Source organism: Spirillospora sp. NPDC052242 (assembly GCF_040679555.1).
Classification (GTDB): domain Bacteria; phylum Actinomycetota; class Actinomycetes; order Streptosporangiales; family Streptosporangiaceae; genus Spirillospora.
In genome coordinates, this window is record NZ_JBFAUZ010000015.1 from 92,884 (window position 1) to 116,032 (window position 23,149).

Genomic DNA, 23,149 nt, shown 5'->3' on the forward strand with positions numbered 1-23,149 from the left:
CCGGACGTGATCCCGATCTACCGAGATCGCCGGCCGGAGGATCGAGGCACCTTGATCACCGGGCCGGTTCCCCGCTGTACCTAGTTCCCGCTGAACCGAGGAGGCACGAGGTGTGCGGCATCTGCGGCTGGGTCGACTTCGACCATGACCCGAACGAACGCGGCGACCGCGACGAGATCGTCGCGGCGATGACGGCCACCCTCGCGGACCGCGGTCCGGACGCGGGCGGCACCTTCACCGACCGGCATGTGGCGCTCGGACACCGCCGGCTCGCGGTGATCGACGTGCCGGGCGGCGTACAGCCGATGATCGCGCGGACCCCGGCCGGGCCGGTGGCCCTGGTCTACTCCGGCGAGGTCTACAACCATGTCGAGCTGCGCGACGAGCTCATGGCGCGAGGGCATCGCTTCACCACGCGCAGCGACACCGAGGTCGTCCTGCGCGGCTACCAGGAGTGGGGCGACAGGGTCGCCGAACGCCTCAACGGCATGTACGCCTTCGCCGTGTGGGACGGCCCGGCGCAGCGGCTGGTACTGGTCCGCGACCGGGTGGGGATCAAGCCGCTGTACCTCCGCCGCACTCCGGGCGGGGTGTTGTTCGGCTCTGAGCCCAAGGCGGTGCTCGCCCACCCGGAGGTGCCCCGGGTGGTCGACGTCGACTGCCTGCACGAGCTGATCGGGTTCACCAAGACCCCCGGGTGGGCGTTGTGGAAGGACGTCCGTGAGGTCCTGCCCGCGACGACCGTCACCATCGACCGGGCCGGGATGCGGGAACGGACGTACTGGAGCCTGCCGGCGGCCGAACACCCCGACGACCTCGAGACCACCACCGACCGGATCGGCGGGCTGCTCGACGACATCGTCCGCCGGCAGGTGGTGTCCGATGTGGAGCTGTGCTGCCTGCTCTCGGGCGGGCTGGACTCGAGCGCCGTGACCGCGCTGGCCGCGGCGCACGACCGCCGCGGCGGCTCGGAGCTGCGCACGTTCACCGTGGACTTCATCGGTCTGGAGGAGTCCTTCCGGCCCGACGAGATGCGGCAGACACCGGACGCGCCGTTCGTGCGGGAGGTGGTGGCCGGTGTCGGCTCACGCCACCGCGATGTGGTCCTCGACCCGGCGGAGCTGGTGGATCCCGACCTGCGCCGCGCCGTCGTCGCCTGCCGGGACATGCCGATCGGGCTGGGGGACATCGACTCGTCGATGTACCTGCTGTTCCGCCGGATCCGGCAGGAGGCCACCGTGACGCTGTCGGGCGAGTTCGCCGACGAGTTGTTCGGCGGCTATCTGTGGTTCCACGTACCGGAGGCCCGTGACGCGCCGACCTTCCCCTGGCTGGCGTTCCAGAACGCGATCACCACCGACCGCACGGCGTTGCTGCACCCGGGCCTGCGGGAGCGACTCGACATCCCCGGCTACATCGCCGACCAGTACGGCACGGCGGTCGCGGGGGTCGAGCAGCTTCCCGGGAGCGACCCGTTCGAACGGCACATGCGCACCATCTGCCACCTGCACCTGACCCGGCTCGTGCGGGCGCTGCTGGACCGCAAGGACCGGTTGTCGATGGCGGTCGGGCTGGAGGTGCGGGTCCCCTTCGCCGACCATCGCCTCGTCGAGTACGTCTACAACGTCCCGTGGGCGATGAAGAACTTCGACGGGCGCGAGAAGAGCCTGCTGCGGGCAGCCGTTCGATCGTTGCTGCCGGCTTCGGTGACCGACCGGGTCAAGAGCCCTTACCCGACGCCGCCGGACCCCAAGGTCGCCCAGGCGCTCCAGGGCCAGGCCGCGGACGTGCTGGCCGAGCACGGCAACGCGGTCTTCGACATCGTCGACCGTGCCTGGCTGGACAAGGTCGTCCGGCTGGACCCCGCGGAGGTCGACCCTGCCCAGCGGGTCGGGATCGAGCGGGTGCTGGACCTCTACCATTGGATCGACATCTACCGGCCGGAGCTGCGGCTGGGGTAGGCGACGGCCCGAGCGGCGGACGTGGCACGCGGCGGTGCCGCGTCCGCCGGGCTCCGGCGTCAAGCGGCCGAGGCGCACTCCTCGTCGACATCGAGGAGGAACCGCGCGCAGGCCGCGGCGGTGGACGGCTTGTCGAGGAAGTCGCAGTGCCCCGCGAGACCGGTCGGGCCGCCGTCGATGCGCTGGTATTCCGCTCGCGGGTAGGCCGGCGACGCGGCCATGGCCACGAGGCGTCGCTGGTCGACGGGGATGCTGTCGGCGGCGCCGAGCACGAGGACCGGGCCGGTGAAGGGGTGCGTCGCGTCGGGGAAGCCCTGCCCCCGCAGGCACGCCAACGAGGCGCGCGGCGACACCTTGAAGTCGCTGCGGACGCGCTTGAGAAGGGCGACGTCGTCGGCCGTCGCGTGCGGGTTCCTGAAGAAGCGCCTCGTGGCGCCGGCCGCCGTCGGCCCCGAACGGGCCAGCTTCCACATGGCGTGCAGGACGGACGAACCGCCGAGCGGCAGCGGGTCGAGCAGCAGCAGTGCGCGAATCCGCGGCTCGTCGCCGGGCCGGGACATCTGCCGGCGTGCCATCACCTGCGCATAGCCGCCTCCCTGCGAGTGCCCGCCGAGCGCGAAGGGGGCGTCGTCGGCCGCGGCGGCGAGCGCCGAGAACATGAGGCCGGCGTGCGCGGCCTGGTCGAGATCGGCCACGTCGCGGCCGCTGCCGCCGGTGCCGGGCGTGTCGACGAAGAGGAATCGGGCGCCGGGCCGAGCCGCGAGCAGGCGCGGGGCCAGGGCGTAGAAGCAGGTGGCGGAGGCGAAGCTGCCGCCGGGGACGAGCGCGAGCGTCGTGGCGCCCGGAACCGGGGAGCGTGGTGAGAATTCGTGCACCATCACTGGTCGCGCTCGACCGTTGATCTCCTCGGCGTAGGGACGCTCACGGTGAACGTGCGTTTCGGTGTCGTCGGTGAACCGGTCTGCCTGCTGCAGCGGCGTGGCCGCGGAGCCAGGTGACATCTCATCATCCTTGTCGAGAACGAATGATCGCGCCGGGGCGGGCCGCTCAACCGCGTTGGGAGGACCGTTCCCGGTTCATCGGGATGACCAGCGGCGTGTGCGAGACGGGGTCGGGGATGATCATCGCCTCGACGTCGAACACGTCTCGGATGAGGTCGGGGGTGACGATGTCGGCCGGAGCGCCCGCCGCCACCACGGCGCCGTCGCGCATGGCGATGAGGTGGTCGGCGTAGCGGCAGGCGTGGCCGAGGTCGTGCATGACCGCGGCGATCGTACGGTCACCGTCGTGCGTCAGCCGCCGGCACAGATCAAGGACCTCGAGCTGATGGGTGAGGTCGAGGAAGGTGGTGGGCTCGTCCATCAGGAGGACAGGGGTTTCCTGGGCGAGCACCATGGCGATCCACACACGCTGGCGCTGCCCGCCGGAGAGCCGGTCGACGGGCATGGCCGAGTAGGCGGCGACCCCCGTGCGTTCCATGGCCTCGGCGACCGCGGTCTCGTCGGCTCCGGACCACTGGCGGAACGCGCCCTGGTGAGGATGCCGGCCGCGGGCGACCAGCTCCGCGACCCGGATCCCGTCCGGTGCGATGGACTGCTGCGGGAGCAGCCCGAGCCGGCGCGCGATCTGGCGCGTCGACAGTTCCCGGATGTCGCGTCCGTCAAGGAGCACGGTGCCGGCCTGCGGTGCGAGCAGTCGCGCCATCGTGCGCAGGGCGGTGGACTTGCCGCAGCCGTTCGGTCCGATGACCATCGTGAGCTTGCCTGCCGGGATGGCCAGGTCCAGAGCGGTGCTGACGGGTTCGCGGCCGTAGCCGACCGTGACTTCCTTGAGCTCGATGGGGGCGGACATGGCGGTATCGGACACGGCGATGGCCGGCATGGGGGTGTCAGACACGGGTGCGCCTCAGCTTCCAGGTGATGAGCCAGACGAGGTACGCGCCGCCGACGACGACCGTCACGACCCCGACCGGGATGTCGACCGTGAGCAGGTGCTGGGCGGCCAGGTCGCAGGTGCTCAGCAGGAGCGCGCCGACCGCGGCCGCGCCGGTCGGGCCGGTGCCGGAGGAACCGGCGGCCAACCGGGCGAGGTGCGGGGCGGCGAGGGCGATGAAGGCGATCGGTCCGCACACGCTCGTGACGACGGCGGTGAGCGCGACGCCGACGGCGATGAGCGCGAGCCGCACCGGTTCGATGCGCACGCCCGTCGCGCGGGCGGCGTCGTCGCCGAGTTCGAGCTGGTGCATCCGGCCGCCGAGTGCCGCCGCGCACGCGATGACGGCGGCCAGGATCACGCACATCGGCCCGACCTGCTGCCACCGGATGTTCTCGAGGTCGCCCTGGCCCCAGGTCATCGCGATGGTCGCCACCCGCTGTTCCATCCGCAGCACGAGGAGGGTGTTGAACGCCGTGAGCGCCATCGACACCGCGATGCCGACGACGATGAAGCGGGTGCCGGATACGCCTCCCCGGAACGCGAGTGCGTACACGAGGAACGCGGCCGCGCCGCCGCCCGCGAGCGCGAGCAGTGTCGTGGTGGCCTGGGCGCCCCCGAGGAAGCCGATGGAGACGATGGCTCCCGTGAAGGCACCGGCGTTGAACCCGATGACGTCGGGACTGCCGAGGACGTTGCGGGTGACGGACTGGAAGATCGCGCCGCTGATGCCCAGCGCCGCGCCGAACACGATCGCCGCCACCGCGCGCGGCAGGCGCCATTGCAGGACGACGGTGTTCGCGAAGCCGAGATCGGCGCCGGACAGGATCTGGACGACCTGGTCCAGCGGCACCGGATAATCGCCCAGCATCATCGCGGCGGCGGTCACGAGGACGCAGCCGATCACGCTGACGAGGATCAGCAGCACGGCCCGGGTGTTGACCACCGCGGAGGCGCGCTCGCCGAGTCTGATCGGCTTTCTGCGGGGACCGAAGTCGACGCGACCCGGCGGTGCGGCGGTCATCGCATCGCTCCGCGCGCGATGACCGCCAGGAACGGCGCACCGATGATCGCGGTGAGCAGTCCGGCCGGTGCTTCGGCGGGCCAGATGACGAGCCGGCCCGCGATGTCCGCCGCGACGAGCACGATCGCGCCGGCGACGCCGCTGTAGGCGAAGGCCCACCTGAGGTCGGGGCCGACGAGTGCGCGGGCGAGATGGGGGACCATGAGCCCGATGAAGGCGATCGGTCCGGCGGCCGCGGTGCCGACTCCGGCGAGCAGCAGGATCGCCGCACCGCCCGCGATCCGGGTGGCGCCGATGCGGACACCGAGGGCGCGTGCGAGGTCGTCGCCGAGCGCGAGCTGCGACAGCGGCCGGGCGATGAGGAAGGCGACGACGACACCGATCGCGATGAGGACCGAGGTCTGGGCGATCGCGCTCATGTCGCGGCCTTGGACGCTTCCGGCCATCCAGGTGCGGAGCGTGTTGAACCGGGTGGCGTCGATCAGCGCGAGACCGGTCGTGACCCCGGTCAGCGCGGAGGTGATGGCGACCCCGGCGAGCACCAGGGTCGTGGGCGAGTCCCTGCCCGCGGCGAAACCGATGGCGTAGACGGCCAGCGACACCACGAGGGCGCCGAGGAGCGCCGGCCACACGTTCGACAAGAACGCGGTGACGCCGAAGACGCCCGAGGTGATGACGACCGCGAGCCCGGCGCCGGCGGTCACGCCGAGCAGGCCGGGATCGGCGAGCGGATTGCGGGTCATCGCCTGCATGAGCGCGCCCGCGATGCCGAGCGCCGTCCCCACGATCGCGGCGACGAGGGTGCGCGTGACCCGCATGTCCCACACGATGATCGCCGACCGTGATCCGTCGGCCCCGTCCCGGAGCGTCCCGATCACGGCGTGCGCGCTGAGCCCGCCCGCGCCCACCAGCAGGCTCACCGCCCCCACCAGGACCAGGAGCAGGAGACCGGCGACGAGCACGGCGGACCTGCCCGCCCACCCGCCGAGCCGCGCGGGCGGGTGACGTCGCGGTGTGCGCACTGCGGCGCGCGTCGGCACGTCAACGGGCATCGAACGTCCAGCCCGTGCTCTCGGTCCGCTCGGCCCAGAACCCGGCGTACGTCGGGCTCGTCCGCAGCAACGTCTCGTGGTCGCCGACCGCCTCGACACCGCCGCGGCCGTCGAGCACGACGACCTGGTCGGCCTGGCGGATCGTCTGCAGCCGATGGGCGATCACGACGAGCGTCTTGTCGCCCGACAGTTCGGCGAGTCCACGCTGGACGAGCATCTCGCTGTCGATGTCGAGCGCGGACGTCGCCTCGTCGAGCAGCACGATCGGGGCCTTCTTCAGCATGGCGCGGGCGATCGACACTCGTTGCCGCTCGCCGCCGGAGAGCGTGCCACCGCTCTCGCCCACCCGCGTCCGGAAGCCGTCGGCGAGGCGCTCGGCGATCTCGGTGACCCCCGCACGCTCCGCGGCTTCACGTACGTCCCGGTCGTTGGAACCTGGTCGTCCGAGGCGGATGTTCTCCATCAGAGTGTCCTCGAAGAGGTAGACGTCCTGGAACACCATCGACACCTGCGCCATGACGGTGCGCGTGCCGAGGTCGCGCACGTCGACACCGCCGATGCGGACCGCCCCGGAGTCGACGTCCCAGAAGCGCGCGATCAGCCGGGCCAGGGTGGTCTTGCCCGAACCGGAGGGGCCGACGATCGCGGTCATCGTGCCCGGTTCCACACGGAAGCTCGCGCCGGCGATCACCGGCCGCCCGGACACGTAGGAGAACGACACGTCCTCCAACTCGATCGAGGAGTCGGCGGGGGAGCCGGGACGCTCAGGCTCGGGAAGGAGCGGCGCGTCCAGGATCGACTGGAGTGAATCGAGCGCCCGGTCGGCGATACCGACGCCGACGCCGAAGGGGAGGGCGTTCGCGGCCAGTGTGCTCATCGCGACCGCGAGGACGAGCACCGCGGCGAACTCGGCCGGGTTCAACCGGCCCGAGGAGACCAGGAACACCGCGACGGCGAAGATGAGCAGCAGTCCCGCGAACCCGGCAGCCGTGTAGGCCTGCGCGCCCCAACCGCGTGCGATCAGCGCGGCCCGCTTCGCGGCACGCTGCTCGACGAGCGCCGTCCGGACGCTGCGTTCGCCGAGCGAATCCGGCCCGGCCGCACGGATCGCGGGCTGCGCGGCGGCGAACTCGATCACGCGGGCGGCCCCTTGCTCGTCGCGCTCGTCGGCCGCTTCGTCGAAACGCGCGTCGCGGGCCTGCGCCCAGCGGTAGACGACGGCCACCACGATGACGGCGGCGAGGAAGCACAGCCCGAGACGCGGATCGACGACGAAGATCGCCAGGCTGACGACGGTCGGCGGCACGAGCCCGTACAGCATCGGCCGGATCATCGACTCGGGCGCGTTGGCGGCGAAGGTCACGCCGCGGGTCGTGACGTTGCTGATCGCCCCGGTGTGTTCGGCGTCGAACCAGCCCAGCGGCAAACGCGCCAAGCGCTCGGCGATCAGCCCGTGCATGCGCAGGATGAGCCGCGCGCCCGCCCGCTGGCCGATGATCGTGGCGGCGAAGTCGAAACACCCGGCGAGCAGAACGAACGCCGCGAGCAGGCCCAGGACGGGCAACGCCGACACCGGATCGTCGGACAACAGCGCGGTCGTCAGGGGAATCAGCATCACGAATGCGGCGGACGTCAGGAGCGTCGCGAAGGTCACGACCACCAGATACGCCGCGAGCATCCGGCGCGCGGAGGCGTCGCCGATCCGCATCAGAAACCTGATCACGCCTCGCTCCTCTGCCTGGGCGATCGCGGCGTGAGCGTCCGGGCGTCCTGATAGGCCGCCCACATCCGCGCGTAGAGGCCGCCCGCGGCGACGAGTTCGTCGTGCGCACCGGACTCGGCGACGCGTCCGCGGTCGAGCACGAGGATGCGGTCGGCGTGCGCCACCGTGTGCAGCCGGTGCGCGATCACCAGCAGGGTGCGGCCGCGGGTCAGCTCGGCGAGCGCGTGCTGGATCGCGGCCTCCGAGTCCGGGTCCGCGAACGCGGTGGCCTCGTCGAGCACGAGAAGCGGTGTGTCCATCAGCACCGCGCGGGCGATCGAGAGCCGCTGTCGCTCACCGCCGGAGAGTTGGACGCCCTCGCCGACGATCGTGTCGTAGCCGTCCGGGAGCTGCAGGATGCGTTCGTGGATCTGCGCGGTGGTCGCGGCGGCGGCGACCTCGGCGTCGCTCGCTCCCGGTCTGGCCATCGCGATGTTGTCGCGGATGGACATCCGCAGCAGGTAGGGCTGCTGGAAGACGAAGCCGACGGCCGCGTACAGCTTTTCGGCCGGGAGCCGTCGGGTGTCGGCGCCCCCGAGCGTGACGGCTCCGCGATCGGGGTCGATGAGCCTCGGCACGAGCGAGGCGAAGGTGGACTTGCCGGATCCGGACGGGCCGACCAGTGCCGTCACGGTTCCCGGTTCCAGGTGGGCCGTCACGCCGTCCAGCGCGAGCGGGCCGCCTTCCTCGTAGGCGAAGCCGACCTCCTCGATCGCGACGCGGTGTCCCTCGGGCGACGCGCTCGCGTCGGGCGCGGCAGCGGCGGGCAGAGAGAGGAACGCCGCGATACTGCGGGCGGCGCCGTTCGCCTCGCGCATGAACTGGCGCATCTGGATCAGCAGCGACAGCGGACCGGCGATGTTGCCGGCCAGCAGCACCGCGGGCACGAGCGCGACCGGCGACAGCCCCGCGAAGGCGATGAGCAGTGCCGCTCCGCCACCGGTGACCAGGACGGCGAACACCGGGGAGGTGAACACGTGCAGGAGCGCCGCCCCGTACATCGTCGCTTCCGACCACTCCCGGTAGAAGCGGTGGTGCCATTCGGCGCGCTCGACGAACCGCCGATGCCCCTTGCCGTCCGCCTCGAACACCTTGATCGGCGCGATTCCCCGCACGAACTCGACGATGGCGGCACCGAGTGCCGCGAGGCCCGTGTTGTAGCGGGTGAACTGTGCCGTCACGTCGTTCAGGTACAGCGGAAGGCTGGTCGCCGCCAGCCCGAGCGGGATGAGCGCGACGAGAGCGAGCCGCCAGTCCACGACGAGCAGGAACACCAGGCTGGACAGCGGGCGGACGAGGCCGTTGACGAAGTCGGGGATGGAGTGCGCGATCAGGTAGTGGATCTTGTGGAGGTCGTCCTGTACGGCCTTGTTGATCGTGCCGGACGCGTTGCGGGAGAACCAGACCAGCGGCAGCCGCGTCAAGTGCGTTATCTGGCGCTGCCGGATCTCCTCGACCAGCGTCGCGTCCGCGAAGTGGCTCACCACATAGCCGGCCATGCCCAACAGCTGGGACAGCACCAGCGACGCGACCAAGGCCGCGACCAACAGCCATGCCTGTCCGGTGGCGTCCGGATCCCCTCCCGCCGCCGGAACGAGGGTTTGGATCAGCGCCATCGCCGCGGCGACGGGCAGGAGCCCCGAAGCCGCGCCGACCGCCATCAGCACGCCAGAAAGGACAAGTCGCCCACGGACCGGCGTGGCGAGCCGCCAGAAAGACGCTCGGGCGCCGGTCTTCGACCCGGTCATCGGATCAGGCTTCCTCGATCATCGCCGTGAAGGCTCTCCAGCGCTCCGCGACATCGTTCGCCCCTCCGGGCGTGATCTTTCCGCCGACGAATTCCCGCAGGTCGCACAGCACCCAGTAGGCGTAGAACAGCGAGCCCCCGCTCCAGAAGTCACCGTCGACCTCCACGGCACGGCCCTTCATCGACGGGAACAGCGGCAGCCCTGTGATGCCCTTGGGCGCGTACTGCGGCGAAGCCATGATCGCGATGATGTCGGCGTCGTGGTCCGACACCCTCTCGGGCGAGAACGGGGCCCAACCGCCGTGCTCGGCGCCCTCGGCGCTCCGCGAGTTCTGCGGCTCGGGCCGATCGAAGCCGGCGCCGTCGATCACGCTGTGGAGCGAGTTCCCCGCGTCCATGTGGTACAGCGACGCGTCGCCGGACCCGCCGTACGACTGCAGCGCCGACAACGACAGTGCCGGATCGGACTGCCCGGAGGCGATCTCCGCCGCGAACTTCGTCAACCCTTCTTGAACGGCCTTGGCCCGCTCCGGCTTGCCGAAGTACTCGCCCCAAGCCCGCGCGAGATCGGCGGGCTGCGCGCTGTAGGGAGCGCGCAGGGTGGAAGTGATCGAGGCGTAGTCAGGGACCTCATCGTTCACGGTCGAGTCCGAGGAGATGACGATCAGGTCCGGATGCAGCGCCGCGACCTCCTCGAGCTTCGGGTAGTAATCGGCGGTCTGGTGGACTTCGATGCCGAGGCTCTCGATCAGCTTCGCCGGGACGACGGTCTTCCAGGCCTGGAAGGCGACGTCGGGCTTGATCCCGAGGGACAGCAGGTTGAGCGTCGCCGGTTCGTCCAGCGCGACGATCCGCTGCGGAGCGACGGGCAGCTCGACCTTCTCACCGGTGACGTCCGTCACGGTCCGCGTCTCGTTCGAGGACGCACCCGCCGCGCCCGCGTCACCGTTCCCGCCGGAGCACCCGGCGAGCGCGAGGACGACGGCAACGCCCAGACCGATCAACGGCACGAACCGGGACTTCCGTCTGAGCACCACGTGCGTCCTCCCAGGAATGTGACTTCGCGAATGCGCCGACCCCGACAGGCCACCGCCCAGGTGTGGACGCCTTGGGCCACATATCGGAACGGTGCTACGAACGTGCCTAATAAGGATGATAACCGTTATCAATCCGCCCTGGCAACAGAGTCGACCTTGAAGGAGGGAGCGCGAGGCACGGCGGCCGCGCCGATGTGATCAACGCCGAGTTCACCGCGCCGCCCTCGGCCCAGCAGTGATTTCCTCAACGGCTATACGCCCGCGCCCTCCCGGGGCGCCGACCTCCTCAGCCGACATGACGTCCCCATCGGCATGCCGATCTCGCTGCTGCTGCGCCCTCGATGCGCCCCGGCTGATCGCCGCCCTGGTTCACCCAGGACCTCGGCGGTGCCCTAGCCAAGGGAGCGACCAGCCAGCCTCATCACCGACGACACCCGCAACGCAGCCAGTCCACGCTCAGGCCCTACGCAGGGATGGCCCCCATGGCCTCGAAAGTCGGCCCGCTCATCGGCGGTGCCCTCTCGGCCAGTCTCGGGGGAGACAGGGGGACGAGCTAGCGCGACATGATCGCGAGCTCGAGGACGGCGGGAAAGTCCTGTCGGACGGGCGAGCGCGTCGCAATGGCGGAGGGCGCAAGCATCGCGAGGAGCAGGAATCGCAGGTGCTGCCGGCGTTGCTGGCGCTGGCCGGCCGACCACCGGCTGTCAGCCCGGGACGCGGTCACGGTCGTCGTCAGCATCGGGACACCGGATGCCGGCGTGCCGATGACGTGCTGGACTACCGGTTCGCCGATTCCCCCGACCTCGACGCCGCTGGCTGACGAGCGGAGGGACGGCGCGCGGTGTCGGGGGTCAATCCCCCCGGCGAGCGCAGGCGGGGCAGGTGCCGAAGATCTCCACGGTGTGGTCGATGTCGGTGAAGCCGGCGTCTTTGGCGACGCGTTCGGCCCAGCGTTCGACCGCGCCGCCCTCGACCTCGATGCTGCTGCCGCAGGAGCGGCAGGTCACGTGGTGGTGATGGCCGCTGCTCTCGCACCGCCGGTAGAGGGTCTCGCCGTTCTGGTCCTGAATGGCGTCCACCGTGCCGTCCTGCCGCAGGGCCTGAAGGTGGCGGTAGACCGTGGCGAGCCCGATGCGCTCACCGCGGCGTCGCAGCTCGCCGTGGATGTCCTGTGCGCTGCGGAACTCCGGGAGCTCGGCCAGGACCTGACCGATGACCGCCCCCTGCCGGGTCTCGCGGACGCGTGTCCCTCCGCCCGCCGGGGACGTCCGCTGCGCGGGACCGCGGGATGGACCTGTCTTCATGATGCGCGCCCTGTCCGATCAGCGTCGATTGGGTGGCTGACCTGCCCTGGATCAGTCACTTGGCACGGTATCAACTGCGGGATGTGCCTTCGCGCTGCCGCGCATATGCCGGTGAGAACACAGATGATCGATCCACACCCGGCGATCGGCTGCCCGTACCCGCAGACGCGGACCCGCCCAGGTTCTTCTCAGGTGCGCTTCCGAACGTCCTGTCCGCCGCGGCGACTGCTCGTTCGGCGGCAGATATGCCGATGGTGGGTGTGGCGGTGAGGACGGCCAGGTGTGCCGCGAGCACGCCGCGCTCACGCACGGCGGCGCGGCGTCATCGTCAACGTCTCGTCCAATGGGGCCCGGCTCCCGCACGCCCGGCCATCGCGTACACGACGGCGAAGGCGGTGCTGACGGCGTTCGGCAAGGCCCTGGCCGAATAGTTTGGGCCGCAGGGCGTGCGGCTGAACACGGTTTTGCCCAGCCCAGTCCGCACCGCCATGTGGGAGGACCCCGATGGCTACGGCGCCGAGCTCGCCGCGTCGATGGGCATGACCACGGGCAGGTTCACCGACCCGGCTGCGAGGATCCGCAGACCGGCCGGGCGGTAGGCGTGGCCGCCCGCGGCAGTCCGTCCCACGGGGAAGCTCAGTTCGTCAGCGCGGCAGAACGTGGTCAGGTCAGGGCAGGCGAAAAGAGGCAGGCAAGTCGAGGTCTTCTAGGTGAGGCGTGTAGAGCCGACGTGCCCCCACTGCCGGGCCTCGCAGAACTCATGCTGGACGTCCGACGCGTCAAGCGAGCACGGCGATGGCCCGGCAGCACCTCGGTGCATCAGCGGTCCGTTGATGATCACTGATACGAGGATGGTGCAGCAGTGAGCACGCTGAACGCCTGGAGTCAGGCGGGCTGGCCGATCGGACGGATCGTCACCGTGTTGAGGTCGACGCCTGCAGGCTGGTCGAGCGCGAAGCCGATCGCCTCGGCCACCGGATCGGGGCTCATCGCGATGGGGGGAGCCTGGCCGTGCCAGAACGCGGTGTCGATCATGCCCGGGTTCACGACCGTGACTCCGATGCCGCGGGTCGTGGCGTGCAGGCGGAGGTTCTCGGCGAAGCCGACCACGGCCCACTTCGTGGCGGAGTAGAGGTTGCCCGGGCTGTTCTTGATTCCGGCCACGCTGCCGATGAGCACCAGCCGGCCGCGGGACTGCTCGAGGTGGGGCAGGGTCGCCTTGGCCAGCAGAGCCGGGCCGAGCACGTTGGCGAGTACCATCGGCGCCCACAGCTCCGGATCGCCGCCGTCGACGACGCCGGTACCGCCCGTCCGGAAGTGGTCCGCCGACGCGCCGCCTGCGTTCGCGATGGCCGCGTCGAGCGACCCGAATCGCTCCACCGTGCCGGTGACCGCCGTGTTCGTGGAGTCCCAGTCGGCGGCATCCGCTACCAGTCCCAGGACGCGGTCCGCGTGGCCGACTTCGTCGAGGAAGGTCTTGAGCCGACCAGGGTCGCGTCCGGTGACGGCGACCCGGTGGCCGCGCTTGAGGAGGAGCCGAGCGGTCGCGGCGCCGATCCCGCTCGTGCCACCGGTGATCAGGACCGTCTTGCCGGCGACCGGCGATGCGCCGGAGTCGGTGAGTGAGGTGTTCATGGCGTCCACTCTGTGACCGGGCACGGGCCCGCCACAGTTGCTTCCAAAGGTGGGGACGCCGTCCCCTGGCGCCGACGGCGCCGCCCAGGGAGGCTGTGCCTATGTCGAACACGAGGTACTCCGAACTCGGCGGCTTCCTGCGTTCGCGACGCGAGCGGATCCGCCCCGAGGAGGTCGGGCTCGCGCCCGGCCCGCGGCGCCGCGTCCCCGGTCTGCGTCGCGACGAGGTCGCCGTTCTGGCCGGTGCCTCGGTGGAGTACTACACCGAGCTCGAGCGCGGTGCCGGCTCGCAGCCCTCCGACCAGATGCTCGCCGCGCTGGCCCGCGCCCTGCGCCTCAGCCGCGACGAACGCGACCATCTGTACCGGTTGGCGAACCGCCCGATCCCGCCCCAGGGCGGGACGGCGTCGCACGTCCACCCCGCCCTGCTCGACCTGCTGACACGCATCGACGGGACCCCGGCGATGGTGAGCACCGACCTGCACACCGTTCTGGTCCAGAACCCGCTCGCCATCGCGATGCTCGGCGACCTGTCCGCGCACCACGGCCGCGCGGCGAGCTTCATCTACCGATGGTTCACCGACCCGGCCTCGCGGCAGATCTACCCGCCAGAGGACCTCGCCCCGCAGTCACGCTCGTTCGTCGCCGACCTGCGCGCGGCGGTCGGGCGACGCAGCCCAGGTGACGCCGAGGCGGCCGAGCTGGTGGACGAGCTGCTGCAACAGTCGCCGGAGTTCCAGGAGCTTTGGGCCGACCAGGACGTGGAGGTGCGCAGAGACGAGCGCAAGCGGATCGTCCACCCCACCGTCGGCATGCTCGACCTCAACTGCCTCAGCCTCTTCAGCGAGGACGGCCGCCAGCGGTTGCACTGGTTCACCCCACGCGCCGGAACTGACACCGTCGAGAAGCTCTCGCTCCTGACCGTCGTGGGCACACAGGCAATGCGAACCGAACCAGTCCGATGAACCGATCGAGCGATGGACGCGACCGGCCGATCGTCACCGTCCAGCGCCGCCGGCCTTGGTGCGTGATGCCGCTCTCGGACCAGACGCAGGTGGCTGTCGTCTGCGCACCCCCTCAATTGCGAAGAGCCGGGTTTCGTCCGAGGTGTGGGCTTCCGAGGTGTGGGCTAAGGTCCGCCTCCGTGGACGCTGCTGATCTCGATTACAAGGCCAGAGTTGGAGGTGCTCGCCCGTATGTCGCCACGGGGTGGTGGAAGGCCGTCGAGGTCATGGCGGGGATGTTGGAGGAGTGGGGCAGGGGCGGTGAGGCGATCGTGCCGGCCCGTCCGCATGCGGAGGCGGGGGAGCGGTCGGCGCTGGAGTTCTTCGCGCGTCTGCTCGCCCGGCATGGCCGGGGCACCTCATCGACCTCGGCCGCGTCAAGGACGCCGTGTCGATCCTCCAACGCCCCGAACCCATGGCGACCCGCACTGGTGCGGCCGTAAGAGGGGGGTCATGCGGCGTCGGGGGCGCCGCGGCGTGGCCCTAGGCGGGGTAGGTCCAGGTGAAATCGGCGGCCGCGGCCGACCATGGTGCCGCTGAAGGTCAGGTCGGTCAGGTCGACCCGCATCACCTGCAGGGCTTCCATCAGCATGTCCGCTGCGCGGGACACCTGCTCGGCCTCGTTCGCGGCGTCCCCGAAACGCCGCTGTGGCGGCGTGCCCTGCGGGCCGAGCCGAGCCGCCCGGTCCCTGTCGACCAGTTCGGGACGGTGGAGGAAGCCGGTGGACTCGACCACCAGGTCCAGGCCGTCGTTCCATGCCTGGACGAAGCGCAGCGGGTCGCTGTCCGCCTGCATGCAGAGGATGAAACGGCCGGGGAACAGCGGCGTATCGCTGCACAACGCACGGAGCGCGGCCCGCAGGTTCGCCCGTGCCTCGCCCCAATCGGTCGCGATCGCCTCCGGCTCTGGGGGCCGCAGGTCGGCGGGATCGGCCGCGAGCCATGTCGATGGGAGTTCCCGCGCCGCGGTGCGGCATTCGGTGCCCAATGCCTCCAAGGTCACCTTGAGGGAGGAGCTCAAGCCCACGGCCAGGCTTGTTCCGGGACGTCGCCACAGCATCCGCGGTCCCGGTCCCTGCCACGTTGTCGGCGGGCCGAGTTCCTCTTCCATCACCCGCCAGGCCGCCCGCAGGAACCCCACCTCGTCGTTGAGATCGATGCCGTCGGTGATCTCCACCTCCAGCCGGGCCGGACGCTCAGGGGCGGCGGCGTTCGCCACGACCGTGGCCACGTCCGGCTCGGCCGGTATGGCCAACCCCGCCACCTGCCGCACCAGTTCGCGGAACTCTTCGTCCTGCAGCCAGTTCCCGCGCGGGATCCCGTTCCGTGGCACCTGGGGCGTCTGCGGTTGCGCCGCGGGTGCTTGGCGGGGCCTGGGAGTCGGCGCGTCCGTCCGCGGCGTTCGCGTGTACTCCGGGGCGGGGGCCTCCAGTTCCCAGTCGAGTTCCCAGACCCTGACCTCGTGCTCACCGTCGGAGGTCACCACGCACGTGCCGTCGGGGCCGACTTCGAGCGCGCCCCCGCCCTTGTGGCCGTCCAGCACGCGGATCGAGCGCCCCGTGGCGATCTCCCAGATGTGGACGTCGGGTCTCCAACCGGCCGCGACCGCGAAGCGCCCGTCAGGGGTGACCTGGAGCCTGGACGCCTCTTCCGGCACGGGGTCGAAGGTGCGCACGAGGTTTCCCGTCGATGCGTCCCACATGCGGATGCGGCTAAGCCATCCGCCGTCGCGCCGGGCGGGCTTCTCGGGGCTTCCCCCGGCAAGGATGAACGAGCCGTCGGGGGTCATGCACGCCGACTTCACTTCCTTGGACTCGGGCCGCAGGGTGAGCAGGCAGCGGCCGTCGGTCGAGTCCCAGAGCCTGATCAGCGCGGGGTCTTCCGAACGCGGGTCCCGGTGGCGGTCGTTGCCGGCCGTCAAGAACCGGCGGCCTCCGGCATCGATCCAGAGGGCGGTGACGGGATGCGGTCCGGGCATGACATGCAGGCATTCTCCGGTGAAGGCGTCCCAGAGCCGGACGCTCCCTTCGACCCCGTGGGCCACCAACGCCAGGCGTCCGTCGCGGCTGAGGACCCTCCGATGCGCCCTGGGGAGGCGGACCGCGTTCACGCACCGGCCCGTCTCGGTCTCCCAGACCCTGATCTCATCGTCGGCCCCGATGGAAGTGAGGTGGGCGCCGTCACGGCTGAAGCGCAGGGCGCCGACCCCGCGTTGGCCGGTCTCGATGGACCTGACCTGGGCGCCCGTGGACAGTTCCCAGAGGTTGATCCGGCTGTCCTTGGCGGCGGACGCCAGCAGGCGGCCGTCCCGGCTGATGTCGAGGGCCATGCCGCTGCCGGGAGGCAACCCCCAGCTGATCCAGGTACTGCGCAGGCCGACGCGGGCGGTGCGACCGCTCAGGTCCTTCCACGTTTCGAGGACGCGCGGCAGCCGTTCGCAGCCCGGTAGCGCCCTGGCCTCCCTCAGCGCCGCCAAGGACTCGGCATGGGCGCCGGAGCCCATCGCCGCCTTCGCCTGCGTCAACAGGGATTCCAACCGGGATTCGACCCCGGAGACCTCGCCGTGGCCGCGCGGGCGGCTCACCCGCAACGCGGCCTCGAACCGGCCGGGCAGCCGCCACGTTCGTATCGTGCCGTCAAGGGACGCCGACCTCGCCGAGGCACCGCCGGGCCCCAGCTGAACAGCGCTCACCTTCCCCTGGTGCCCCGTGAAGGTGCGCAGGCAGCGGCCGTTCGCCAGATCCCAGTACGAGACGGTCCCGTCCCAGCTCCCGATCAGGACGACTCGCGCGTCTTCGCTCAAGGCGGCCGACGCGACGTGCCGCCCCTCCGGCATGGTCAAAGCGCCCAGCATCCGGCCGGACGCCGGCTCCCAGACGCGGAGCGTGCGTTCCGCGTCGGCCGTGATCACGGTGCGGTCACCCGGCCCGAACCGCGCGAACAGGCAGTCCCTACCGTCGGCCTCCCAGACGATGCGGCCGCCTTCCAGGTCCCACAGCCGCACGAGGCCGTCGTCCATCCCGCCGAAACACGTCAGAGCCCGGTCGCCGGTGGTGCTCAGCTCGAGGTGTGAGGCCCCGTCGTGCCCGTCGATGGTCGTCCTCGGCGCGGCACGGTCGAAGTCCCAGACCTGGATGCGGCCGTCCGCCTCGACCCAGGCGACCACGGCTCCGTCGGCGCTGAGCCGGGCAGGGGAGCAGGCGCTGTTGAGCTCCGGCGAATTCGAGGGGATATAGGTGCGGTGGCGGATGAGCCCCTGGCGGCTTTCCGCTTCCTCGCGCTCCCGCCGCTTCCGCTCCCCGAGACCCTGCGTCCATGGCGTGACCTCGCCGACCGCCAGGCAGGCTCCCGAGGTGAGGTCCCATAGCCGGACGGTGCCGTCCCACGACGCCGAGACCGCACGCCTGCCGTCGGCGCTCATGTCGACGGAGATCACCCGGTCGCCGTGCCCGTACAGGGTGCGCAGCTCCCGGCCGTCCGCCGCGTCCCAGAACCGGACACCGTGATCCTCGCCGGGCGTGAGCGCCAACCGCCAGTCGGCGCTCATGCGGATCTCGTAGCCCGCGGGCGCCCGGCCGCGGGTGCGCCAAGGCACCCGCCGCGTGTCCACGCAGCCCGCGTGGACGATCCCGCCGTCCCGCAGCGTCCGCAGCAGATGCCGGGCCTCCTGGTGGCCTTCCCGTTCGGGATCGACGTCCTCCAACAGGGCACGTGCCGCCCTCAGATCGCCGCGTTCCATCTCCACCAGCGCGCGCGAAAGTACGCCCTGCCCGGGGTCGCCGAGCTCCTGGTCCAGGCGGTCCAGCAGGAAGAGGAACCGCTCATCGGTGATCTCTCCGCGCCGCCAGCGCAACAGCCCGCTGTTGAAGTTCGCGCCGGGATGGTGCGGGTCCGCTCGCAGCGCCGCCGTGAGCGCCCGGTCGGCCTCACCCGGACGGCCGAGGTCGAGAAAAGAGAGCGCACGGTTGTTCAGCTCGTCGGCGTGCAGCTCGGCGGCCGTGGGGACACGCCTGGGATAGGCCCGGCCGGTGGCCCGGCGATAGCTCTCCTGGAGCGAGTCGGCGATGGCCGCCATGGAGCGGGGCCGCGCCCCAGGATCGGTGCGGAGGCAGGCACGCAGAAGGTCGGCGACGTCGTCGGGGATCTCGGGGGCATCGGCCGTCGCGGTGGCGCGATGATCCTCCAGCGCCTCACCGGCGGCGATCCCCACCAGCCAGACCGGACCTTTGGTGAACATGGCCACGATTGTGGCCGCCAGGCTGTGAACATCGGTCGCCCGGCCCAGAGGGCGGCCCGCCAGCTGCTCCGGAGAAGCGAACTGAGGAGTCATCATGCCGCCGTTGGGCACCGCCACGCTGACACCCGGCCGCTCGAGCGTCTCGCGGCCGTGGGTGTCACGCGCCACCGCCAAGCCGAAGTCGGTGACCTTCGCCGTCCACCCGTCGTCCAGCAGGACGTTGGCGGGCTTCACGTCGCGATGCACCAGGCCCATCGAATGGGCGTGCTCCAACCCCCAGGCCATCTGCACCGCGAGGTCGAGGATCCTTGCGAGCACGTCCCCGGGGCTCCCCGAGTAGAGGCTCCCGTCCGCGATGCCGCCGTCAAGGCTCCCACCGGAGACGTGCTCGGCGAAGACCGTCGGGACCGCGTCGATGGTGCGCACATAGTGGCATCCGCACACGTTCGGGTGGAGACCGAGGCCGACCCACGTCTCGGCCTCGGTCGTGAACCTCTCCCGGTCGGCCTCGTCGCGGAACATCTCCCGCCGGGGGACCTTCACCGCGAGGTCGCTCCCCCAACCGCGATGGCGCACCTGATAGACCACGCCCATCCCGCCCCGACCCAGCTCGCGGACGACCTCGTACCGACCGTCGACCACACGACCGGGCCGCCAGGCGCCCGCCGGTCCGTCCCCGCGCGCCTCAGCCACCCCTACCCCCAGCCCCTCCGCCGTACGCCTAACAGACGGAACTGTACAGTGGACACGCGGAGCCCGCCCTGGCGCCGTCCCCGTGTCCGGCATCCGGCGTCGGCCGTTAGTCGCCGTTCGAACTTTTGCTTCGCTCGCCCAGGACGAGTACTCCGATGCCGAGGAGGCCGGTCGCGATGCCGACGAACGGTTGGTAGTCGTGCGCCCACTTAAGCAGGAATCCGAATTTCGCGTCGTCACTGAATATCGAGGCGATGGCCGAGCCGAAGCCCTGGATCATGACGATTACTCCGAGGAAGCCCCACATGGGATGAGTGTGTCGCCCCCGGGCCGTCGGGTGATACGCGCCAAGGTCTAGAGCGGTCACGACTTTGGTCGTTGCGGACTACGGCCGGAGCGGCCGCCGCCATGGCCCCGGAGGGTTGGCCGCGCTGCGCCGCCGACTGGCGGCACAACGACATGCCGGTTCGCGACTCTTGAGCCGTACCGGGCTTGCTGGGGAAGCCCAAGCCGGTGTCAGGCGGGTGCGGTGCCGAGGGTGGCGCGGGCGATGCGCCGGGCCTGGGCCAGGAGGCGGTCGACGGGGTGGCCGTCGGGGTCGGTGAGGCGGAGGCGGACGAGCTCGTCGGCCACGGCGTGCAGGACGCGGACGCTCAGTTCGGGATCGGCGTCGTGACCGGTGATCTTGTGGAGGTGGGAGCGGGCGACGGCGCGGGCGCGGGCGAGCCGCTCGTGCAGTTCGGGCGGTCCGCCCTCGGCGGGGAGCATGAAGATCCGCCAGGTCGTGGGGGCGGCGTCGACGGCGTCCAGGATCCCGGCCAGGGCGGCGGTGAAGGGGTCCTCGCCGGGCGGGACGGGACGGGCGGCGGCGTCGCGGAAGCTCGCGAAGGCGTGTTCGATCTCGCGGTCGATGAGGGTGACCAGGAGGCCGGGCAGGCTGTCGAACTGCTGGTAGATGACGGTTCGGGTCACGCCGCATTCTTCGGCGACCCGTTCGATGCGGACCGCGTGGTAGCCCTCCTCGACCACGATCCGGCGGGTGGCGTCCAGGATCTGGGCGCGCCGTTGCGGGCCGCTCAGCCGTCGGCGTGCGGTCATGGTGCCGGGTGCTCCTCGCCTCTTGCCCACGTAACTTACAATCTGTAAGTTAGCCCCTCGTCCGAGGGTCGTCCATTTCGGCCGGGAACGAGGGAGGGTGATGGGCGCGAAGGTGTTCAGCCGACGACCCCCGCCCCCGCTACACCCACGACGAGCGTGTCCGTCTCTGATCGGGCATCTGGGAGCGACCATGACGCACCGCATCCCCCTGCACATCGCCGCCGTCCGGGCGGCACCACGCGCCGGGCGGACGCCGTGACCGCCGAGGCCCGGGCCTGGAGCGACCTCGTCGAAGCGCTGCGGACGGCCGGGGAGCGGCTCGGCGACGCCACCGCCGGTCTCGACCCGGACGAGCGCGCGGACGGCTACCGGGCGCTGCTGCGCGGGCTCCACAACCAGCTCGCCCGGTTCGAGATCGACCGCGACCGCCCCGAGCTCGTCCCGTTCAACGGCTGGCGGCAGAAGTTCTTCATGGACAACCCCGACACCCGCTACTGGGTGGCCGACGTGCGGGGCGACCGGCGGTACCGGATCACCGGCCATCCCGGCGACGCCGTCTACATGTCGATCACCGCCTACGCCGACGGGCCCGGCACCGCGGCGGCGTCCCGGATCGACGGCGAGCGGATCCCCCGCGACGCCTCCGGCGGGTTCTCCGTGCTCGTCGGCGGGCCGCGGCCGGAGGAGGGCGCGTGGCTGCCGCTGCCCGAGGGGAACGGGCAGCTGTGGGTGCGGCACTTCCACGACGACGTCGCGGCCGACCGGCACGGCCGGTGCACCATCGAACCGGTCGGTGCGCCCACCGCCTGCCCGCCCGCGATCGAGACCGGACGGTTCCAGCACCGGCTCCGGCGGCTCGCCAGGACGGTCGAGGCGATGCCCGCGGTGTTCGCCGCCGTCGAGGGCCAGGTCGAACCCAACACCGTGCACGCCTGGGCGGAGATGTCCGGTGGTGCCACCTACACCGAGCCCGGCGTCCACTACATGCGCGGTGCCTGGCGCCTCGCACCCGGTGAGGCGCTCGTCGTCGAGGGCGAGACCGTCCCCTGCCGGCACTGGAACGCCCTGCTCTACAGCAGGTACCTCAACTCCCTGGACCACCGGCACCGGACGGTGTCGCGCACCGGCGCCACCGCCGCGGTCCGCGACGGCCGCTACCGGTTCGTCCTCGCCGCCGAGGACCCGGGCCTGCCGGACGCGGACTGGCTCGACACCGAGGGGCGCCCCGAGGGACTCATCGTGCTGCGCTGGCTGCACGCCGAGACCCCGCCGCCGCTGCCCGCCACCCGCACGATCGACGTTTCCGGAGGCCTGCGATGACGTGGCACCCGCCGCGGCGGACCCCGGCGGCCGAGGCGATCCACGCCGCCGCGGAGGCCGATCGCGCCGCCCGTCCCGATGCCTACGCGCTCGACCCCGACGCGATCACCGCCCGCGCGCTCCGCGGCGCCGATCCCGCCGAGCTCGGCGACCCGGCGCGCTGGCGCGAGGGCCTGCACCGCTACCTGGCGTCCGCGCGCGAGGACGGCCGCCTCAACGCGGTCGGGACCAGGATGGTCCGCGACTCCGCCGTCGCCGGGCTCCGCGCCCGCCTCGCGATGAACCGCCGTCCGGATCCAGACCGCCCGCTCGACCGGCCGCCCATCGTCATCATCGGCGGGTGGCGCACCGGCACGACCTTCCTGTACCGGCTGCTGGCGACCGACCCCCGGCTGCGCGCGCCCCTGCCGTCCGAACTGGCCGTCCCCTGGAAGTTCGCGGGGGCGCCCCCGCAGCGGCGCGAGGAGCTCATCGACGCCGGAGCCGCGGCCGGCGACCTGCTGAACGTCCTGAACCCCGCCCTGGCCGCCGTCCACGACCACGGTCCCCGCCTCCCCGAGGAATGCGTCGTCGCGATGCACTCCGGCTTCCGCAACTGGGGATTCAGCGCCACCGTCCGCCTCGACGGCTACAGCCGATGGCTCGCCTCCCAGGACTTCACCGACGTCTACCACCGGCACCGGCACGTCCTGACCACGCTCGACGGCGGCGACGGCCGCCGCTGGCTGCTCAAGGCCCCCGCCCACAGCGCGGAACTCCCCGCCCTCGCCGCCGCGTTCCCCGGCGCCATCGTGGTCTTCCTGCACCGCGACATCGTCCAGACCATCGCCTCCGGCGCCAGCCTGTTCTGCGTCTACCGCTCCACCTACAGCGACCACGTCGACCCCGCCGACGTGGGCCGCTTCCAGACCGACCAGACCGAACTGTGGCTGCGCCGCGCCCACGCATTCCGGCGCAGCGCCCGGGCGAGTGCCGTCACGATCCTCGACATCGCCTACGACGACCTCGTCCACGACACCGCCGGCGTCCTCCACCGCGTCTACGACGCCGCGGGCCTCACCCCGGACGACCCGGCGGGCATGATCGACCGCTACCACGCCGCGCACCCCCGCGACGCCAAGGGCGCCCACCGCTACACGCCGGACGACTTCGCCCTGGACGAAGCAGAGATCCGCGCCCGATTCGCCCCCTGGATCGATACCTGAACCCCTACGCAGACGGACGTGTACCGCCGCCGAAGCGGGAACTCCATGACCCAGGCCGCCCCGTCGCGCGGCGCCGTCAGCCGCTCGGATGCACCGTCGCGCGGAGTTCGGTGTAGGAGTCGAGTGCGCCCGCCCCCG

17 protein-coding genes are annotated in these 23,149 nt (G+C 71.5%); 4 read left to right on the plus strand and 13 right to left on the minus strand.

Annotation, left to right across the window (positions count from 1 at the left end; genetic code table 11):
• Positions 1–110: 110 nt before the first annotated feature.
• Positions 111–1,961, plus strand: a complete 1,851-nt coding sequence (gene asnB, locus AB0L25_RS14845; RefSeq protein WP_500172145.1) for an asparagine synthase (glutamine-hydrolyzing) — start codon at positions 111–113, stop codon at positions 1,959–1,961.
• A 59-nt stretch (positions 1,962–2,020) separates the two neighbouring features.
• Here the strand turns inward: asnB and AB0L25_RS14850 are convergent, their stop codons facing one another.
• The 10 genes from AB0L25_RS14850 to AB0L25_RS14895 all read right to left on the minus strand — a co-directional run bounded on the left by AB0L25_RS14850 (position 2,021) and on the right by AB0L25_RS14895 (position 13,454).
• On the minus strand, positions 2,021–2,962 hold the full coding sequence (locus tag AB0L25_RS14850; RefSeq protein WP_500172146.1) for an alpha/beta fold hydrolase: 942 nt from the start codon (positions 2,960–2,962) through the stop codon (positions 2,021–2,023).
• Between the two features lie 46 nt (positions 2,963–3,008).
• On the minus strand, positions 3,009–3,842 hold the full coding sequence (locus AB0L25_RS14855) for an ABC transporter ATP-binding protein (protein ID WP_500172148.1): 834 nt from the start codon (positions 3,840–3,842) through the stop codon (positions 3,009–3,011).
• 7 nt (positions 3,843–3,849) lie between these two features.
• Positions 3,850–4,917: a FecCD family ABC transporter permease gene (locus tag AB0L25_RS14860; protein ID WP_500172150.1), complete on the minus strand. Its 1,068-nt coding sequence runs from the start codon at positions 4,915–4,917 to the stop codon at positions 3,850–3,852.
• Positions 4,914–5,969: a FecCD family ABC transporter permease gene (locus AB0L25_RS14865; RefSeq protein ID WP_500172152.1), complete on the minus strand. Its 1,056-nt coding sequence runs from the start codon at positions 5,967–5,969 to the stop codon at positions 4,914–4,916. The genes AB0L25_RS14860 and AB0L25_RS14865 overlap by 4 nt, the downstream gene beginning before the upstream one ends.
• Positions 5,959–7,692 (minus strand): ABC transporter ATP-binding protein, encoded by a 1,734-nt coding sequence (locus AB0L25_RS14870; protein ID WP_500172154.1) that lies wholly within the window; start codon positions 7,690–7,692, stop codon positions 5,959–5,961. Before AB0L25_RS14870 ends, AB0L25_RS14865 begins: the two co-directional genes overlap by 11 nt.
• Positions 7,689–9,392, minus strand: a complete 1,704-nt coding sequence (locus tag AB0L25_RS14875; protein ID WP_500172255.1) for an ABC transporter ATP-binding protein — start codon at positions 9,390–9,392, stop codon at positions 7,689–7,691. The genes AB0L25_RS14870 and AB0L25_RS14875 overlap by 4 nt, the downstream gene beginning before the upstream one ends.
• Before the next feature lie 91 nt (positions 9,393–9,483).
• A complete protein-coding gene (locus AB0L25_RS14880; RefSeq protein ID WP_500172156.1) occupies positions 9,484–10,515 on the minus strand; it encodes an ABC transporter substrate-binding protein in 1,032 nt (343 codons plus the stop codon).
• A 553-nt stretch (positions 10,516–11,068) separates the two neighbouring features.
• A complete protein-coding gene (locus AB0L25_RS14885) occupies positions 11,069–11,254 on the minus strand; it encodes a hypothetical protein (protein ID WP_500172159.1) in 186 nt (61 codons plus the stop codon).
• Positions 11,255–11,366: 112 nt separating this feature from the next.
• Positions 11,367–11,819, minus strand: a complete 453-nt coding sequence (locus AB0L25_RS14890; RefSeq protein WP_500172161.1) for a Fur family transcriptional regulator — start codon at positions 11,817–11,819, stop codon at positions 11,367–11,369.
• Between the two features lie 885 nt (positions 11,820–12,704).
• Positions 12,705–13,454: an SDR family oxidoreductase gene (locus tag AB0L25_RS14895; RefSeq protein WP_500172257.1), complete on the minus strand. Its 750-nt coding sequence runs from the start codon at positions 13,452–13,454 to the stop codon at positions 12,705–12,707.
• A gap of 101 nt (positions 13,455–13,555) precedes the next feature.
• Here AB0L25_RS14895 and AB0L25_RS14900 point away from each other — a divergent pair, with 101 nt between their 5' ends.
• Positions 13,556–14,419 (plus strand): helix-turn-helix transcriptional regulator, encoded by an 864-nt coding sequence (locus tag AB0L25_RS14900; RefSeq protein ID WP_500172163.1) that lies wholly within the window; start codon positions 13,556–13,558, stop codon positions 14,417–14,419.
• Between the two features lie 490 nt (positions 14,420–14,909).
• On the opposite strand, the gene AB0L25_RS14905 is transcribed toward AB0L25_RS14900, so the two are convergent.
• From AB0L25_RS14905 to AB0L25_RS14915, 3 genes are all read right to left on the minus strand, one after another.
• A complete protein-coding gene (locus AB0L25_RS14905) occupies positions 14,910–19,481 on the minus strand; it encodes a protein kinase domain-containing protein (RefSeq protein ID WP_500172165.1) in 4,572 nt (1,523 codons plus the stop codon).
• A gap of 13 nt (positions 19,482–19,494) precedes the next feature.
• On the minus strand, positions 19,495–19,695 hold the full coding sequence (locus AB0L25_RS14910; RefSeq protein WP_500172167.1) for a hypothetical protein: 201 nt from the start codon (positions 19,693–19,695) through the stop codon (positions 19,495–19,497).
• Positions 19,696–19,904: 209 nt separating this feature from the next.
• Positions 19,905–20,486, minus strand: a complete 582-nt coding sequence (locus AB0L25_RS14915; protein ID WP_500172169.1) for a TetR/AcrR family transcriptional regulator — start codon at positions 20,484–20,486, stop codon at positions 19,905–19,907.
• Positions 20,487–20,741: 255 nt separating this feature from the next.
• Between AB0L25_RS14915 and AB0L25_RS14920 the strand changes: the two genes are divergently transcribed.
• Together AB0L25_RS14920 and AB0L25_RS14925 are read left to right on the plus strand one after the other, a co-directional pair.
• Positions 20,742–21,806, plus strand: a complete 1,065-nt coding sequence (locus AB0L25_RS14920; protein ID WP_500172171.1) for a hypothetical protein — start codon at positions 20,742–20,744, stop codon at positions 21,804–21,806.
• Complete coding sequence (locus tag AB0L25_RS14925) at positions 21,803–23,011, plus strand: sulfotransferase family protein (protein WP_500172173.1); 1,209 nt, start codon at positions 21,803–21,805, stop codon at positions 23,009–23,011. Before AB0L25_RS14920 ends, AB0L25_RS14925 begins: the two co-directional genes overlap by 4 nt.
• The last annotated feature ends 138 nt before the right edge of the window (positions 23,012–23,149 follow it).